17 protein-coding genes, 1 tRNA gene and 1 pseudogene are annotated in these 16,178 nt (G+C 38.0%); 12 read left to right on the plus strand and 7 right to left on the minus strand.

What is annotated here, in order from left to right; all coding sequences use genetic code 11:
- The first annotated feature begins 163 nt into the window (after nt 1–163).
- Genes MV676_RS01820 through MV676_RS01830 form a run of 3 tightly spaced genes read left to right on the plus strand, consistent with a single transcriptional unit; the run spans nt 164 to nt 3,024 of the window.
- Nucleotides 164–835, plus strand: coding sequence for a ThiF family adenylyltransferase (locus MV676_RS01820; RefSeq protein WP_297444741.1), 672 nt, complete (start codon nt 164–166; stop codon nt 833–835).
- Nucleotides 819–2,342 (plus strand): 5,10-methenyltetrahydromethanopterin hydrogenase cofactor biosynthesis protein HmdC, encoded by a 1,524-nt coding sequence (gene hmdC / locus MV676_RS01825; RefSeq protein WP_297444743.1) that lies wholly within the window; start codon nt 819–821, stop codon nt 2,340–2,342. Before MV676_RS01820 ends, hmdC begins: the two co-directional genes overlap by 17 nt.
- 49 nt (nt 2,343–2,391) lie before the next feature.
- Nucleotides 2,392–3,024, plus strand: coding sequence for a DUF2155 domain-containing protein (locus MV676_RS01830; RefSeq protein WP_297444745.1), 633 nt, complete (start codon nt 2,392–2,394; stop codon nt 3,022–3,024).
- A gap of 185 nt (nt 3,025–3,209) precedes the next feature.
- Here the strand turns inward: MV676_RS01830 and MV676_RS01835 are convergent.
- Nucleotides 3,210–3,296 (minus strand) — tRNA-Leu (locus tag MV676_RS01835).
- A gap of 54 nt (nt 3,297–3,350) precedes the next feature.
- On the opposite strand from MV676_RS01835, the gene proC reads away from it, so the two are divergent.
- The 4 genes from proC (at nt 3,351) to hisB (ending at nt 6,746) form a co-directional block, all read left to right on the plus strand.
- A complete protein-coding gene (gene proC / locus MV676_RS01840) occupies nt 3,351–4,169 on the plus strand; it encodes a pyrroline-5-carboxylate reductase (RefSeq protein ID WP_297444747.1) in 819 nt (272 codons plus the stop codon).
- Nucleotides 4,169–4,918, plus strand: coding sequence for a UPF0280 family protein (locus tag MV676_RS01845; RefSeq protein WP_297444749.1), 750 nt, complete (start codon nt 4,169–4,171; stop codon nt 4,916–4,918). Before proC ends, MV676_RS01845 begins: the two co-directional genes overlap by 1 nt.
- A 216-nt stretch (nt 4,919–5,134) precedes the next feature.
- Complete coding sequence (dprA, locus tag MV676_RS01850) at nt 5,135–6,178, plus strand: DNA-processing protein DprA (RefSeq protein ID WP_297444751.1); 1,044 nt, start codon at nt 5,135–5,137, stop codon at nt 6,176–6,178.
- Complete coding sequence (gene hisB / locus MV676_RS01855) at nt 6,159–6,746, plus strand: imidazoleglycerol-phosphate dehydratase HisB (RefSeq protein ID WP_297444752.1); 588 nt, start codon at nt 6,159–6,161, stop codon at nt 6,744–6,746. Before dprA ends, hisB begins: the two co-directional genes overlap by 20 nt.
- A 201-nt stretch (nt 6,747–6,947) precedes the next feature.
- Here the strand turns inward: hisB and MV676_RS01860 are convergent.
- From MV676_RS01860 to MV676_RS01885, 6 genes and pseudogenes are all read right to left on the minus strand, one after another.
- Nucleotides 6,948–7,409 (minus strand): annotated as a pseudogene (locus MV676_RS01860) (BMP family ABC transporter substrate-binding protein); the annotation flags it as partial.
- A 120-nt stretch (nt 7,410–7,529) separates the two neighbouring features.
- Nucleotides 7,530–7,886, minus strand: coding sequence for a ferredoxin family protein (locus MV676_RS01865; protein WP_297444757.1), 357 nt, complete (start codon nt 7,884–7,886; stop codon nt 7,530–7,532).
- Nucleotides 7,887–8,331: 445 nt separating this feature from the next.
- Nucleotides 8,332–8,616: a DUF503 domain-containing protein gene (locus MV676_RS01870; protein ID WP_022846744.1), complete on the minus strand. Its 285-nt coding sequence runs from the start codon at nt 8,614–8,616 to the stop codon at nt 8,332–8,334.
- A gap of 8 nt (nt 8,617–8,624) precedes the next feature.
- Nucleotides 8,625–9,785, minus strand: coding sequence for a tRNA pseudouridine(13) synthase TruD (gene truD / locus MV676_RS01875; protein ID WP_297444760.1), 1,161 nt, complete (start codon nt 9,783–9,785; stop codon nt 8,625–8,627).
- 3 nt (nt 9,786–9,788) lie between these two features.
- Nucleotides 9,789–10,358 carry an aminodeoxychorismate/anthranilate synthase component II gene (locus tag MV676_RS01880; protein WP_297444762.1) on the minus strand — a complete coding sequence of 190 codons (570 nt, stop codon included), beginning with the start codon at nt 10,356–10,358 and terminating at the stop codon, nt 9,789–9,791.
- Entirely contained in the window at nt 10,355–11,206 is an 852-nt protein-coding gene (locus MV676_RS01885; RefSeq protein WP_297444764.1) for a metal ABC transporter substrate-binding protein, read from the minus strand. Before MV676_RS01885 ends, MV676_RS01880 begins: the two co-directional genes overlap by 4 nt.
- Nucleotides 11,207–11,270: 64 nt before the next feature.
- Here MV676_RS01885 and carA point away from each other — a divergent pair, with 64 nt between their 5' ends.
- The 5 genes from carA to MV676_RS01910 all read left to right on the plus strand — a co-directional run.
- Complete coding sequence (gene carA / locus MV676_RS01890) at nt 11,271–12,413, plus strand: glutamine-hydrolyzing carbamoyl-phosphate synthase small subunit (RefSeq protein WP_297444766.1); 1,143 nt, start codon at nt 11,271–11,273, stop codon at nt 12,411–12,413.
- Between the two features lie 39 nt (nt 12,414–12,452).
- On the plus strand, nt 12,453–13,610 hold the full coding sequence (locus MV676_RS01895; RefSeq protein ID WP_297444774.1) for an NAD(P)/FAD-dependent oxidoreductase: 1,158 nt from the start codon (nt 12,453–12,455) through the stop codon (nt 13,608–13,610).
- Nucleotides 13,543–14,751, plus strand: a complete 1,209-nt coding sequence (locus MV676_RS01900) for a class I SAM-dependent rRNA methyltransferase (RefSeq protein WP_297444768.1) — start codon at nt 13,543–13,545, stop codon at nt 14,749–14,751. Before MV676_RS01895 ends, MV676_RS01900 begins: the two co-directional genes overlap by 68 nt.
- Nucleotides 14,748–15,635: a UTP--glucose-1-phosphate uridylyltransferase GalU gene (gene galU, locus MV676_RS01905; protein ID WP_297444770.1), complete on the plus strand. Its 888-nt coding sequence runs from the start codon at nt 14,748–14,750 to the stop codon at nt 15,633–15,635. The genes MV676_RS01900 and galU overlap by 4 nt, the downstream gene beginning before the upstream one ends.
- Nucleotides 15,628–16,178: LON peptidase substrate-binding domain-containing protein (locus MV676_RS01910; protein WP_297444772.1), on the plus strand; the 551-nt coding region annotated here is incomplete at its 3' end. The genes galU and MV676_RS01910, both read left to right, overlap by 8 nt.

Genomic DNA, 16,178 nt, shown 5'->3' on the forward strand with positions numbered 1-16,178 from the left:
GAAATTTTTATAATTAGAACAAGGAATAAAGTTGAAGGTTTTCCTTTTGCAAGTGTTGAGAAAATTTTGAAGAGAAAGGAGGAAGCAGTTAATAAAACTCTTCTTCTTTTAGAATCTCTTATTGAAAGTGGAGAAATTCCTGACTTTGTAGAGGTAGTAGAGAATGGATAGAGTTACTATTTTAGAAGAAAAACTCGTTCCTTACGGCAAACTTGTTCTTCTTGGAGCTGGGAGGCTTGGAGTTAGAGTTTTTGAAAGGCTTGTTATGACTCATAGAGGTGGATTTTCAAAGATTACCGTTTTTGATGGAGGAACAATAGAAGAGAATGACTACTATCATATTCTAAAAGGAGCACTTCCAAAAGAAAACAAAGCTTCTTTTTTGAAAAGACGCTTTCTTACGCCTGATACCCGCTATAAAGAGATAGAGGCTTTTTCCTTTGATTTTTCTGAAAGTAATATCGACTGTCTGGAAGATGCATCAGTTGTCATATCTACAATAGCAGGAGGGGATACCATTCCGCTTGTAGCTACAGTTGGAAAATTTTGTATTGAGAAGGGAATTCCTTTTATTACCACTAACGGTGTATTTGGTTTTGGTGATGAAGAGGTGGGAACCTTTATTTCTCTTGCTTCAGTTGAAAGGGGGCCTGCACTGTTTTTAAAAGAGTACGATTTTCCAGCTTCTTCCCCGTTAACTGCGTTTATTGGCACAGGAATTTTGATAAAAGATGGCTTGCCCATTTCCCCCATTATTCTTGATAGAGTTGCAGATGCAATAGCAATTCAAGTTTTAAAATTTCATCAAAGGAGGAAATGTGGAAGAAATTATTGAAAAAGTGCTTTCTGGTGATTTGGAAAGTAAGTATGAATTGATGGAAAAAGGGAAACAGAATCCTTCTGCATTACTTAGAGCTTTAAAGGGACTTTCTGAAGAAGAGCTAATTTGCCTTGGTTCTTCTTACAAAGAGTTTCCGTTTGGGTGTGACTTGAATGAAGTTCTTGTTGATGTTGTAAGTTTGAAGCAAAGTCTCACAGAGATTAAAGGTGGTTTCCGCCTTGTTGATAGATTAGGATTTCCGGTTCATGTTTGCTCGTATGCTGTTGCAGATATAGCTGAAAGAGAAGGAGTGACACCTTTTGAATTGATGAAAGATCTTCGCAATCTTACAGATATGCCTGTGGATGTTGACCATTTCGGTAAATACGGGCCTATGAGGTATCCTGAAGAGATAGTTAAATGTCCTGCCGATTGTTATAGAAGTGGTAAACCTTTTAACGGTTGTCCTCGCGGAAGGATTCATAAGAGGCTTGAAAATAAGGAGAAAGCATTTTCTTACGAAAAAGATTTGTGGCCAAGCGTTGTTCAATCAATAAGCGTTAGTCTAATGGCTTTTCAAAAAAACACCTCTCATGCAGCGCCGCCTGAAGAAACTCTATCTGTTATAGAATTTGCGAAAAAGCACGGTAAAGGTGTTGGTGCAATTATCTGTGTTGGAGATGGTGAGGAAGAACTTGCAAAGGGTATTAAAGCTTGTGTAGATTATAAAATAGACGAAGTGGTTATAGAGGGTGGCCCTTATAACTGTGCTGGAAATAGGGTAAGAGCTTTTGGCGAAGCTGTTGTGATGGCAAGGATTCTTTCGCCAGGAAAAATTGTTGCGACGAACGGACAGTATGAAGATGAGTTGAGATTTGGTCTGAAGTGTGGGTTAAACAGTGTTATAAGTGGTTTTCCCGGTAATCACCACGCATACATGTCAGGTTACATGCCTGGTGAAGCTACAGTAACAAAATTTGGACTTCCAAAGGTAGTAGAAGTTATGGCTGAAGAGGTTACGGCTTCACCTTTTCCAGTTCCGGCTGATAGAGGTACGACGGAAATAATAGCCAAGTCGGCAAAGTTTTTAGGATTGGATTCTATATATCCTTTTGGCAAGATCGGAGGTATCTTTATAGGAGATGCTCACTGGTTTCTCCTTCTGACTTCTCCACTCAGTGCTAAGTTAAAGTTGAAATACAGCCTTAAAGCTCTTGTGGAGGAGCTAAAACGGAGAAACATTAAAAAGCTTGGTTTAATAGGTGGTAGGTTTATCGCCTGGGGAATCGCAAAAGCTGTTGCTCCCTTTGTTGAAGAGATAAGAATTAGTGATAGGGATAAAGCTGTTGAAACTGTTACGGTTGTTCATCTTGATAAAAATCTTCCAGTAAAGATAATTGGTTGCAACGGTGATGATGATACATGTATAAATAATTCGCAAGTTAGTGTTGTTTGCTCTTTTATCCCTTCGCTTATAAGGAAATTCCGCGGTTTAGAGAATGTTATAACACTTGAAGATTGATAGAAGTGAGATATAATCAAATTCCAAATTTGCTTTAAAGGGGTGAACGATGAAAAAACAGACAGCTCTCGTTCTTGGTATCGTTGCATCCTTTGCAATTGCAGGATGCGGTAGCAATAGCAAGCCAGAACAATCACAGAAGCAGCAGGCTGCACCTATGACAGCTAAGAAGCTTCCTCCGGGGCATCCGCCTATTGGAAACAAAACAGCTCTTCCACCAGGACATCCAGACATAAGCGGCATGAACGGAATGGGAATGCCTCCCCACGGTATGGGAATGAAGGGTGGTATGATGCCTGGTATGCATCCTCAGTCTATGACGAAATTAACAAAACCTGTAGAATTACCGGAAGAGGTTAAAAAAACATGGAAATTCGCTGACGTTATAGTCATTGATAAAACTACTGGAAAAGTTATCAAGGAGGCTAAAGTTAAGGCAGGGGATGTTATTAAAGTGGGAAATACAGAAATAAAAATCCTTTACATTGTTCCTGATTTAAAGTTGATGAACAATGCTTACACATCTGCATCAAATGAGCCCAATAATCCGGCTATAATTGTAAAAGCTACGCAAAATGGCAAAGTAACGTTTGAAGGGCCCCTTTATCAAAAGTTTCCTCAGATATTCACAATTAACAATCCAAAATATGATGTAAAGCTTAAGGGTATTTCAAAAGGTTAATTTTCGGGGGCTTGCCCCCCTACATTTTTTTGAAAAAGCATAGAGCTGTTTTATTGGTCGCAAATTGATCGCACACTGCGATCAATTTTTCCGTTTCGTTCCTTTATATTCCCTATATTTTTTGTCCAGAGGGTAAGTAATATTATAATTAAGGTCGAAAAACGCTTTTTTTAAAAGGTTTTAATTGGTGCCCGGGGCGGGAATCGAACCCGCACGCCCGCAAGGGCAAGGGATTTTGAGTCCCTCGCGTCTGCCAGTTCCGCCACCCGGGCTTTTTTGGTATTCTTAAGATTACTATGTGTAAACATAAAATAGGCGGAGGAGTTATGAATGCAAGAGTAGGATTTATTGGTGGTGGCAGAATGGCAGAGGCTTTGATTGAGTCAATTATTGCTTCACGTAAAATTAAGCCCTGCAATATAAATGTTTCTGATGTTAATGAAAAGAGACTTTGTTATTTAAAGCAAACATTTGGGATTAATACTTTTATTTTGAACACGGAAGTCGTTGCTCTTTCGGATATTATTGTGCTTGCCGTCAAACCTCAAGTTATGACGGCCGTTTTGAATGAGATTAAAAATGCGGTTATTCCTCAACAGTTGATTGTTAGTATAGCTGCCGGTTATCCTATTGAAAACATTGAGAATATTCTCGGTAAAGATAAAAAGATTATCAGGGTTATGCCTAATATACTTGTTAAAGTTAGTGAGGGTACAATAGCTTTTAGCAGGAATATTAATGTTTCTGATGAGGAAATAAATCTTTTTAAAGGGCTATTCAGTACTGCAGGAGAAGTTATAGAAGTGGAAGAAAAGTTGATGGATGCTGTTACTGGTCTTTCAGGTAGTGGTCCTGCTTTTATATTCCTTATGATTGAGGCTCTTGCAGATGGTGGCGTTAGAGCAGGACTTCCAAGGGATACAGCTTTAAAATTAGCAGCTCAGACAGTTAAAGGTTCTGCGGAGATGGTTTTAAAAGGTGAACATCCAGAGGTTTTGAAGGATAATGTTATTTCACCTGCCGGTACGACAGCTGAGGGGATAGCGAAGCTTGAAGAGAAAGGTGTTCGTTCTGCCTTTATAGAGGCGGTATTTGCTGCTTTTAAGCGTTCAAAAGAAATATCAGAACTTATAAAGAAGTGGTGATGAAGAAGGTAAGGCCAGAGAAGAAATTTTACAGACAATTTGTTGGAAAGAAAGGTGTATCTTTTGAAGTAAGTGCAGGTGAAAGTGACTTGTGGATATATCTGCCCGGGATTTTCTCTTTTTCTGAAAATCTTAAAAAGGTGATTTTAGAATATCTTATTTTGCTGAGAAAGCAACTTGAAGCTTATATAAAAGAAAATCCTGACTTTTATTCCAGCCTTGTGCCTGTGAAGGTTGATGATCTGTTGTTGCCGGAAATCGTAAAAACTATGTTGAATGCTTCTCAGAAAGTTGGTGTTGGACCAATGGCGGGCGTTGCTGGTGCGATAAACTATTTTGTAGGAAAAAAGTTGGAAGGGCTGGGCTTTAGCCAGTACATAATTGAAAATGGCGGAGATGTTTTAGTTTTTTCAAAAGAGAGAAGAGTTTTAAAGCTTTACACGGGAAATTCTAAAATAGATGAAACTATTGGATTGAGGATTCCTGAAGGGAAATGGGGCGTTTGTAGTTCTTCGAGCAAAATCGGACACTCTTTGAGTTTTGGAAATACCACAATAGCTACGGTTGTTGCTGAGGATGTAGTTATTGCCGATTGTGCGGCAACTTTTCTTGCCAATAGCAGGACTTTTGAGGAGTCGGTTGAAAAAGCAGAAATATTAATTGGAGAAAAAAAGATAGCAGGTGTTTTTTGTGTTATTGGAGACAAAATTGTTGTTAATGGGAATTTGGAAATGGTAAGAATAGTTTAAGTGATATAATAATGTTTGGAAGCTTAGTTTGAGTAAGTTTTTAGCCTCTTTTTGTTTATCGGAAAGGTGAATTTAAAAGACTTTAAAGCGATTTGATGAGATTAGCCATTTTCCTCCAGCGATAGAAATGGTAAGAAGATGTAGAATACTAATTGAACATCCACCGCAGAACTGGAATGGTGTATTCCACATAAAAACTAAATAGCAGAGGATTATATGGAAATTTTGTATGCTCTTGCCTTTTATTTTAAGAAAGGTATAGGTCTAAAAACAATAAAGAAGCTTATAGATAGATATGGAAGTTTTGAAATAGCTTTTAAGTCTGGAGAGTTTGATTTAAGGGAGGAACTTTTAAGGGCAGAGAAAGAAATTAAAAAAGCACAAACATTGGGTGTAAAAATAGTTCCTTTTACAGAAAAGGCTTATCCTTCCATCTTGAAAAAAATATCAGCTCCGCCACCCGTACTTTACATTAAAGGGGAGATAAAAGATGGTTTCTCCATTTCTATTGTAGGTTCAAGGAAGTGTTCTTCTTACGGTAGGAAGATTGCCTATCAGCTTGCATCATTTCTTGTTTCCCATGGTGTGTCGGTAGTTAGTGGGCTTGCTTACGGGATAGATACGGCAGCTCATAAAGGGGCAGTGGAATCTAAAGGTGTTACCTACGCTGTGCTTGGTTGTGGTATAGATATAAATTATCCTTCCGGGAATAGGAATTTGAGAGAGAGGATTCTTGAAGAGGGTGGTGCTTTGATTTCAGAGTTTCCATTTGGTACACCACCTTCAAAAGAAAATTTTCCAAGGAGGAATAGGATAATAAGTGGCCTTTCTGTTGCTACGGTTGTTGTTGAAGCTAATGAAAATAGTGGCGCGCTTATAACAGCTGGTTTTGCCCTTGAGCAGGGTAGAGATGTATTTGTTGTACCCGGCAATATTGATTCTGTTTTCAGTAGGGGAAGTAATAGACTTTTAAAGGAAGGAGCAACGCCTATTGTTGATTTTGAGGATATATTTGAAGAACTTCCTTACCTTAAAACTGAGGAAAACCATCATTGCGGAATAAATGATAAATTTCAGCCAATTATTGATGTTCTTTTGAAGGGAGATGCTCATATTGATAAAATAGTTGCAGAAAGTGGACTTCCTTACTGTGAAGTTATTACGCTACTTTTTGAGCTTGAGTCAGAAGGTGTTATTAGATCTGATGGAAATAGATATTTTTTGGTTAAAGGAGGTAATTTTGCGAAAGGCGGAAGTTAAAAGGAAGACGGAGGAAACGGACATAAAAATAAGAATAGACCTTGATGGTGTGGGAAAATACAAGATTAATACGGACATTCCTTTCCTTTCTCATATGCTTGAGCTTTTTTCTAAACATGGAGGTTTTGATTTAGAAATAACTGCAGCTGGGGATGTTGAAGTTGATCATCACCATCTCATAGAGGATGTGGGAATCGTGATGGGTGAAGCTTTTAGTGAGGCTTTGGGAGATAAAAGAGGGATTAAAAGGTACGGTAGTTTTATCCTTCCTATGGATGAAACGCTTGTGATGGTTGCGGTTGACCTTTCAGGAAGGCCATACTTTGTTTATAACAACTTTCCTGAGATGAAAGTGCTTAACGGAATTGAGTTTGACTTGTGGAGAGAGTTCTGGAAATCTTTTGCATTTTCATTAAAGTGCAATCTTCATATGAATTTATTTTATGGATTGAATCTTCATCACATTGCGGAAGCTTCTTTTAAGGCTGTTGCAAGGAGCTTAAAGGAAGCTGTTTCTATTGATGAACGTTTTAAGAATAGCATACCTTCAACCAAAGGGATAATTTGAATTGGAAAAAAGATATGAATTGGGACTGATAGCCACAGGACTTTTAACGATAATAGCAAGATACCTGCCGATAAAAATTCCTGCTAAGGCTGAAGAGAAGATAGAGAGATTAGAGAAATCTTTTGCGAATCCGGAGCTTGTAGATTGTTATAAGAAACAGTTAGGGCTTGAAAAAAAAGAGAAAGAAATGAAACTTATGTTTGTTGTCATGGTGGCTACAAAACCTGCCATCATCTTTCCGTATATCATCTTACCCATGAGGTTTGAAAGGTGTTTAGGAGCTTTTCCTGTTAACGCGTCATCGCCGGAAATATGAACAAAGTAGATGTCGGGGTGTTCCAGGACTGCTTCTCTTATCCCATCTTTCATGTCGTCAGAGTTGGCAATGATAAGTTTGGCCCCTTTGTCAACAAGGTCATCCACAAGTTCGGGAATTGTGATGCCCGGACGATCCGCAGGATTGGCTTTGTCAATGTAGATCATTTTTACACCTTTGAGCTCTTTTTCTACCTCTTTCGCAGCTTCATAATGTGCCTGGCTCCATCCGTGGTCATTGTAAGGCCCTACTAAGAGAACACCAAATATGAAGTCTTTTGCCTGTGCTGAAACCGCGAAGAAGAGGGAAAAGAGACAAAGAAAAAAGGCATTTAGAAATTTTTTCATCACCTCTCCTCCTGATAAAGTTAGAGTTTCATTGGAAAGGAGATTTTAACATATTAAGGATTGCAATATTAGAAAAAGAAGGGGCTCTTGCCCCTGAAATGTTAAAAGTGGATAAAAGTCTTATTTTTGTGTGGAAATAGCCTTTGTTATTTTTTCTTTTGCTTTTTGAAGAAGGTTTAGTTCTTTGACTAATTTCCTTATGTAGTTTTTATCGGGAAACGAAATAGCATCTCCAGGGCAAAGTGTTTTACATGTTGTACAACCAACCATACAGTTGTAAGGTCTTGAGACTATAGGTCTGTTTTTTTCAATGTCCCAATCAAATACCTTTTTGCCGGCACATGTGATGAAGCAGATGCCACAGCCTATGCACTTCTGATAATTTATTTCAGGATACCATTCGATCTCTTTTCTTTTCATACCCCACCATAGTTCTTCAGATAGGTCTTTTATCTCTCTGCCAAGTAGATCTTTCATGTTATCCTCCGTTTTAGGTTTAATTATAATTTAGACAATAATCAAATAAATTTCAAGAGTTTAAAACAAAAATTTTAAAAGTCGGAAAAACTGCAGTTTGCCTGGTCTAAAGATTATCAGTCCAATTTTTTTATTTTTTAATAAAATAACTTTAAATTATAAAATTCTTAAAGGGGGCTGTTATAAGAAAACTTCTTGCCTTGTCGCTTTTTGTAAGTATTCTTACTCTTTCAGGTTGTAACGGTTTTTAAGCGTCTAGGTAGTAAGAGATGGATTGTATAAAGGCTATCCTACCTTTGGTATAGATTTCAGATTAGGGGTATTTAACCTTCAATTTGCCACTTATACTGAGAAAGTTGGAGCTTATGCAGGTCAGGATGCTGATAGGCGATATACCGGTGCATTGTCTATAGAATGGTAATTGGGGGAATTCTTCCCCCTTATTTTAAATCAGTTCTTTGTGGTAGCTTTTTATCATGCCAGGGTAAAGCTTTTCTATAAATCCAACAACCTTTTCAAGTGTTTCATCAACTTTTTTTGATGATGTCGAGACCGATACAATGGCGATTACGGCAGTTTGCCATTTGTCATGTGCTTCTGCTTCGCAGATGGCAACGTTAAACTTATTTTTAACTCTTTCTTTGATTCGTTTGACTACCATTCTTTTCTCTTTTAAAGAGTGGCTGTGGGGTATGTAAAGTTCTACTTCAAGATAGCCTATGGAGACCATTTTACACCTCACACAGAGAGGAGTGCTCTCAAAAGAATTGTAGCGTAGCTTCCCGGTGGTAAGATAAATTGTATGGTAACATCCTTTTTTGTTTTTGAAACTATTTTGAAATTTTCCGGAATAACAACAGCTTTTCTTTGACCGTCAGTCATTACTTTCATTCCGGCAATTTCCATGTCAAATACAGAAGGGGTAACTTTTTCTTCTTTAAATACTTTTTTCATTACTTTTTTAAGAAGAGAATCCTCCGGCGGTAAATTCTTTCCGGTATAAGGTATCTGCAGGTTTTTGAAATATTCAAAGTCGGGAACCTCTAAATAAAAGTAAAGTTTCCAATTGTTTATGAAGGGAACTTGTCTGTATGAGTATTTATTCAATATATATTCGCCAAGAATGCGGTTAAAAAGGTAGCTTTGAAAAGCGAAGTTAAACATAACTCTTATATTTTTGGGAAGGATTCGGAAAGCTTTTTCTGCAGGAAGCCCTTTTAGTAGTCCTCTTAGTAGATCTTTTTCATACTCTTCAAGTGTTGGCTTTAGTACTTTATATATGTTCTGCCAATCTGTGAGCATATCTATTTTTTCTTTTCCTAAGAAATAAACCTTTAAAGCCTTCACAAAGTCACCCTTTAAAATGTACCTTAGAACGAAGTCGTCTCTGCTTTTAACGCTTCCAAACCTTTGTTCTCCAAAATAATTTGGGAATCCGTACAGTTTAACTGTTTGAAGGTTTCTGTAAAATTTTTCCCTCATTGATTTTTCAAAATTTCTAATTTTTATTGTAAATTTGTTGCCGTAGATATTTCCAATAGTCAAAGGTTTTTTGGATTTTCCAATAAACTTGATTTCAAAGGAAGAATTAGATTGCCTTTTGCCGACCCTCCATCTGCCGTCGTTGTAAAAAGATAATTTTTCTTCGGTGATTTTCCCCGAAGGCACCGTTATATACTGTGTCGTTACGGCATATTTATCCTTTAATCCTGCAAATCCTATGGATTTAAGTGAAAATTTTAAGAGTTTTGATATTATTCTAACTGCTTCCAAAGTAGATACATTCCTCTTTTTAAGAATAAAAACATCAAAGGCGCCTTCACTTACAACTTTTAAGGCTGGAACTTCTTCAACGACAAAGTCCTCAGGAATCTTTTTTATGTGGGAGTACAGTTTCATCGTTTAAATCTGTTTAGTAAAGTTTTTTATGATTTTCAGGCCATCTTCTGTAAGAATGGATTCGGGATGAAATTGAACGCCAAATAAGGGGAACTGTTTGTGCCTTATGCCCATAATTTCTCCGTCATCTTCACTTTCTGCCGTCACTATAAAATCTTCAGGGAGAGTTCCCCTATCGATTACAAGGGAGTGATATCTAATGGCAGAAAAGGGATTTTTCATTCCTTCAAAAAGATATTTTTCATCATGTTTTATCAGGGAAGCTTTGCCGTGCATAAGTTTCTTCGCTCTTATTATTTTTGCACCGAATGCGTAACCTATTGATTGATGACCAAGGCAGATACCTAAAATCGGCAGTTTACCAGAAAACCTTTTTATCACCTCTACAGAAATACCTGCTTCTTTAGGTGTACAGGGACCTGGAGAAATTACAATGGCTTCAGGTTTAAACGTTTCAATTTCATCGATCGTTATTTCGTCGTTTCTTTTAACGGTAATATCTGCACCGAGCGTCCCGAAGTATTGAACAATGTTGTAAGTGAAAGAATCGTAGTTATCTATCATAAGAATCATTGTTCGTTTACCTCCTTCAAAGCGGTGCATATTTTATTGCACCAGTTACTTAAAGCTATAACATAATCTTTGTCAGGAATTGGGTTTAGCACGATAACTTTTGCACCTATTTCAGAGGCTATTTCATTTACAAGAGTTTGAGGTTCACCCTTTTCGGCTATTACAATTTTGACATTTTCCTTTTTTCCTTTTTTGATAAGTTCTTTTATGATTTCCGGTTTAGGTTCTTCTTCAGGATTGTTAACTATATAGCCTATGCATTTGATGTTTATAGTTTCAAAGAGAGGTTCCCATACGGGGTGAAATGCAATAACTTTTCTATTTTTCAATTTTGCCGTGCATTCATTAACTCTTGAAATTAACTGTTGTATCATAGCACTATAGTCGTCAGCCCTTTTTTCATAATATGTTTTTTTTTCGGGGTAGAACTTGCTGAGTTTATTAGCCATTTCGAAATACACGTCTTCCATTAAAATTGGATTTGTCCATATGTGATACCCGGCTTTTTTTATAAAAGGGTACTTTTTTGAGAGGAGTTTTCCTATGTTGAATACCTTTTCCCTGTTATCGATTCCTTTAAGTATCCAATTGTCAAGGCCCAGCCCATGAATTACTATTAGTTTTGCCTTTTTTAATTTGGCAATGTCTGAAGGTTTCATTTCGTATCCGTGGGGGGATTCACCTCCCTTTAAAATGGAATAGTATTTGAAATCTCTTCCGCCTAGATATTCTGCAACATTTTTCCATATCGGAAGACTTGAAACTATAAGAGGTTTGTTGGATTCTATATTGCAGCCGTAAACTGCCAGTCCTGTTAAAAGTGCAACTATGAGCAGTAGTTTCTTCATCGTTCCTCCGTAAATTTTGGTAAACTAACTGTGACAATTATAATTTATGCTGCGGAGAGAGATTATGTTAGACAGAAAGAAAACAATTCTTGCTCTTGAAGATGGGACATACTTTGAGGGAGTTAATTTTGGTGCAGAAGGTGAAGTGTCTGGTGAAGTAGTATTTACGACCAGTATGACAGGTTATCAGGAAATAGTGACAGATCCTTCTTTTAAGGGTCAGATAGTAACAATGACCTGTCCTTTGATAGGAAACGTCGGTGCTAACAGTGAAGACATTGAGTCTGATAAACCACAGGCAGAAGGTTTTGTAGTAAAAGAAATTTCTGAGGTTTATTCTAACTGGCGGGCAGAGTTTTCATTTGAAGATTATCTCAGGAAATATGGTGTTGTTGGAATTGCAAAGATAGATACGAGAGCCCTGGTTAAAAGATTGAGAGATGTTGGTACGATGAGGGGTGTAATTTCTACGGTTGATCTAAATCCTGAATCCCTTGTAGAAAAGGCAAAAAGTATTCCTCCTATGGAAGGTCAAAACCTTGTTGATGTTGTAACTTGTAAAGAGCCTTATGAGTGGAGTCAGGGAACGTGGAAGTTAGAGAAGAAAGGTTATTCAGAAGTTAAAAACTTTAAATACAGCGTTGTAGTTCTTGATTTTGGTATAAGAAAGAACATTCTTAGAAATTTGGTGGATGTGGGTATTAAACCTGTGGTTGTTCCGGCGAGTACGCCTCCTGAAGAGATTCTTAAGTATAATCCTGATGGCATATTCTTATCGTGTGGTCCTGGTGATCCGGCGGCTGTTGATTATGCGATAGAGACCATTCGTTACCTCATTGCAACGTTTAAAAAACCAATTTTTGGTATCTGTCTTGGCCACCAGCTTACAGCTCTTGCTTTGGGTGCTAAGACTTACAAATTAAAGTTTGGACATAGAGGTGCCAACCAGCCTGTTAAAAATCTTAAAAATGGTAAAGTAGAGATAACAGCCCAGAACCATGGTTTTGCTGTTGATGATAAAACGCTTCCTGACGAACTTGAGGTAACCCATTACAGTCTTAACGATAAAACGGTAGAAGGCTTGAAACATAAGTCAAAGCCACTTTTTACTGTTCAGTATCACCCTGAGAGTTCGCCTGGTCCTCATGATTCCAGGTACCTTTTCCGTGAATTTGCTAAATTGATATCAGACTATAGGGGAATTTGATAAAGGGGAGGAAATATTAACGATTCCTACGACGTTGCTATTGTAGGGCTTGGTGTAGCAGGTTGCTGTGCTGCTAAAGTTTTGGAGGGCAGTGGCCTGAAAGTTATTGCTTTTGATACGTTTAATTTTCCGAGGAAAAAGTTGTGCGGTGGCGGGTTAACATTAAAATGTTACCACCTTATTACAGATATTTTCGGTAAAGTTGCTCCTATAATCAGGAAAAAAGCAACGAAAATCTATCTTGTTAACAAAGAGTCAGTTCTTGAAGCGGTGTCTGATGTTCCTTTTGTTCTGTTTGTAGATAGAGAAGAGTTTGACAACTTTTTGTTTTCTAAGATTTCTCGTATTGTAGTTCATGACGGTGAGAAGGTAGTGGCTATAACAGAAGAGAAGGATGGCTATAGAATAGAAACATCTAAGGGTTTTTATAGAGCACGTTTCATTATAGGTTGTGACGGTGTGAACGGATTAACGCCAAGAATTTGTGGCATAAATTTAAAGAAAGCTTTAACGTTTGAAATGGATATTGAATCTGATACAAAGGAATCAGCGATTATAGATTTTTCTGACTTTAATTCAGGATACTACTGGATATTTCCGAAAGGAAATTTTTACACGACGGGATTTGGTGATTTTTCTACTGTTAAAATGAAAAATCCGGAAGTGGTTAATAAGAAGTTTAATGAAAAGTATAGGATTAAAGGGAAAGTGATTTCCAAGGGTGGGGCGTTTGTTCCAGTTTTTGATGGACAATTGTATCCTGGAAAAGGCAGGATATTTCTCACGGGAGACGCGGCGTCTCTTGTTGACCCATTTACCGGTGAAGGTATATATTTTGCCGCGTTGAGCGGCAAAAGGGCTGCTGAAAGTATTTTAAAATATTACGACAATCCACAAGAGGCGTTAGTTGTCTATGCACGTTTTCTTGATAAATTTGCTGCAGATTTTAAATGGGCACTTTTTCTAAGACGTTTGTTTTTTAGATTCAAAGGTGCAATGTTCAAAATTATGGAAACGAGTGATGAAATTCGTACTGTAGCAACTGATATAATTTCAGGTAACATAAGTTACCATGAAGCCTTTAAAAGGTTTGTTGCAAAATCCATCAAGTTACCAATGAGGTTTGTTTATGTTACAGGTTTCAATAAAAAGAGGCAGAGAAAAGAGGATAAAGGGCTTTCATCCCTGGATATATAAGAAAGATATTCTCTCTTTTTCAAGGAGACCAAAACCCGGTGAAATATGCATTGTAAGGGATTATAAGGGTGCATTTCTCGCCAAAGGATATATAAATCCGGATTCTTACATAGCTATAAGAGTTTTGACTTACAGGAAAGATGAGGAAATAGACCTTGAGTTCTTTGTCAGGAGAATTCGGGAGGCTTTTGCCTACAGAAAAAAACTGCTTTCGGATACTAATGAAACTACGGCGTTTCGTTTAATACATTCTGAGGCTGATTACCTTCCAGGCTTAGTTGTGGATAGTTATGATGGCTATCTTGTAGCTCAGTTTACAACACTTGGAATGGAAATTTTAAAGCCTTTGGTAGTGAAAGCTTTAGTTGAAGTTGTACAACCGAAGGGTATTTACGAAAAGTCAACCGTTCAGACGAGGGAGTTAGAGGGACTTCCGCTGTGTGAGCAAAAACTTTATGGTGAAATTCCTGAAAAGGTAACGGTACTCGAAAACGGGATAAAGTTTCGCGTTCAGATAATAGGCGGTCAGAAAACTGGATATTTTCTTGATCAGAGAGAAAATAAACTACTTTTTGCCAGGGAATTTGTCGATGAAGGTGATCGGGTTCTTGATGCATTCTGCCACTTGGGAGGATTCGGCATTCATGCAGCTGTGATAGGTAAGGCAGGAAGTGTTGTTGCCGTTGATAGTTCTGAGATGGCACTTGAGCTTGCGAAAGAAAATGCGGAGATAAACGGTGTAGTCGATAGATTCACTTTTGTGAAGGGTGACTGTTTTAAAGTCTTAAAGAAGATGCAGAAAGATGGTGAAATGTTCGATTCTATTGTCATAGATCCCCCTGCCTTTGCTAAGAGCAGAACTGTGGTAGAACAGGCAAAGAGAGGTTACAAGGAATTGTTCCTTAGAGGATTAAAAATGCTTAAACCTGGTGGAAAGATCGTTGTCTGTTCCTGTTCTCACCACATTACTCCACCTATACTTGAGGAAATTTTGCTATCGGCAGCTCTTGACACGAGAACGCCTCTCAGGGTTCTTTACATAACTTATCAGGCTAAAGACCATCCGTTTGTTCTTCAAATACCGGAGTCAAGATATTTAAAATGTATATTCGCCAGACGGTTTGAGTGGGAGGTAAAATGACAGCGATAAGGAAGGCAGTTATCCCTGTTGCAGGTCTTGGGACGAGGTTTCTTCCAGCTACAAAGGCACAGCCTAAGGAGATGCTTCCTCTGGTTGACAAACCAGTTATTCAATACATTGTTGAAGAAGCTGTAAAGGCCGGTATCAATCAGATTGTTTTTGTAACGGGTAAACATAAGAGAGCTATAGAGGATCATTTTGATAGTAATTTTGAGCTTGAAACGGCCCTTGAAAAAAAAGGAAAGACGGAACTTCTTAAAATAGTGAGAGAAATAACCAACCTTGCAGAGATAATTTACGTGAGACAGAAAGAGCCTCTTGGACTTGGACATGCCATTTTGACGGCAGAGCCAGCGGTTGGAAATGAACCGTTCGCCGTGCTTCTTGGTGATGACATAATAGTTTCTGAAACGCCTGCCATAAAACAGTTAATGGAAACTTATGACCGTTATAGGTGTTCGGTTCTTGGTGTTCAGCATGTTCCAGAAGAGGAGGTTTCAAATTACGGTATCGTTTCCGGGCATGAAGTTGAGGAAAATGTAATTAAGATTGACAAGCTTGTTGAAAAACCAGCAGTTTCAGAAGCACCCTCAAACCTTGCTATTACAGGAAGATACATACTGACGCCAACTATCTTTGATATGCTCAGGTATACTCCGCCAGGAAAGGGAAACGAGATACAGCTAACCGACGCTATAGTAAGGCTTTCTATGAGAGAGGCTGTTTATGCGAAGGTAATGAAAGGTAATAGATACGATACAGGTTCAAAACTTGGATTTTTGAAAGCAACGATAGATTTTGCTCTTATGAGAGATGACCTTAGAGATTCTATCATAAATTATATGGAAGAAAAATTGAAAGAGAGAGGTAAAAAGAATGGCTGAAGGAATTATGCCGGTTAATGAGCCAAAGCTTCCTGACAGGCTTCCGGTGCTTCCTCTCAGGGATGTTGTAGTTTTTCCCATGATGATAGCACCTCTCTTTGTTGGAAGACCTTTTTCATTGAGGGCTGTGGAGGAGTCTTTAAAAGAGCATAAGCTTATTTTTCTCGCAACGCAGAAAGATAAAGATATCGAAGAGCCAAAGAGAGAAGATCTTTATGATATAGGTACTGTTGCCGTTATCCTGAAAGCGATGAAGATGACTGACGGCAGAGTAAAGATTCTGGTTCAGGGCCTTGGTAGAGCCAGACTTAAAGAGCTTGAGGTGGTAGATGACCACTTTGAAGCGGAAGTAGAACACATAGAAGAACCAGAATTTGTTGCGGAAAAATTAGAAGATGAAGCACTTATAAAGCTTATAAAGGATCAGATAGAAAGGATTGTCGCCCTTGGGAAGCAGATACCACCAGATATGGTGGCAATTTTAAGGAGTATTGAAGACCCGGGCAGACTTGCAGATCTCATTGCTGGACAGATAGAGCTTAA

The organism is Desulfurobacterium sp., assembly GCF_027028515.1.
In the GTDB taxonomy this organism is placed as follows: Bacteria; Aquificota; Aquificia; order Desulfurobacteriales; family Desulfurobacteriaceae; genus Desulfurobacterium_A.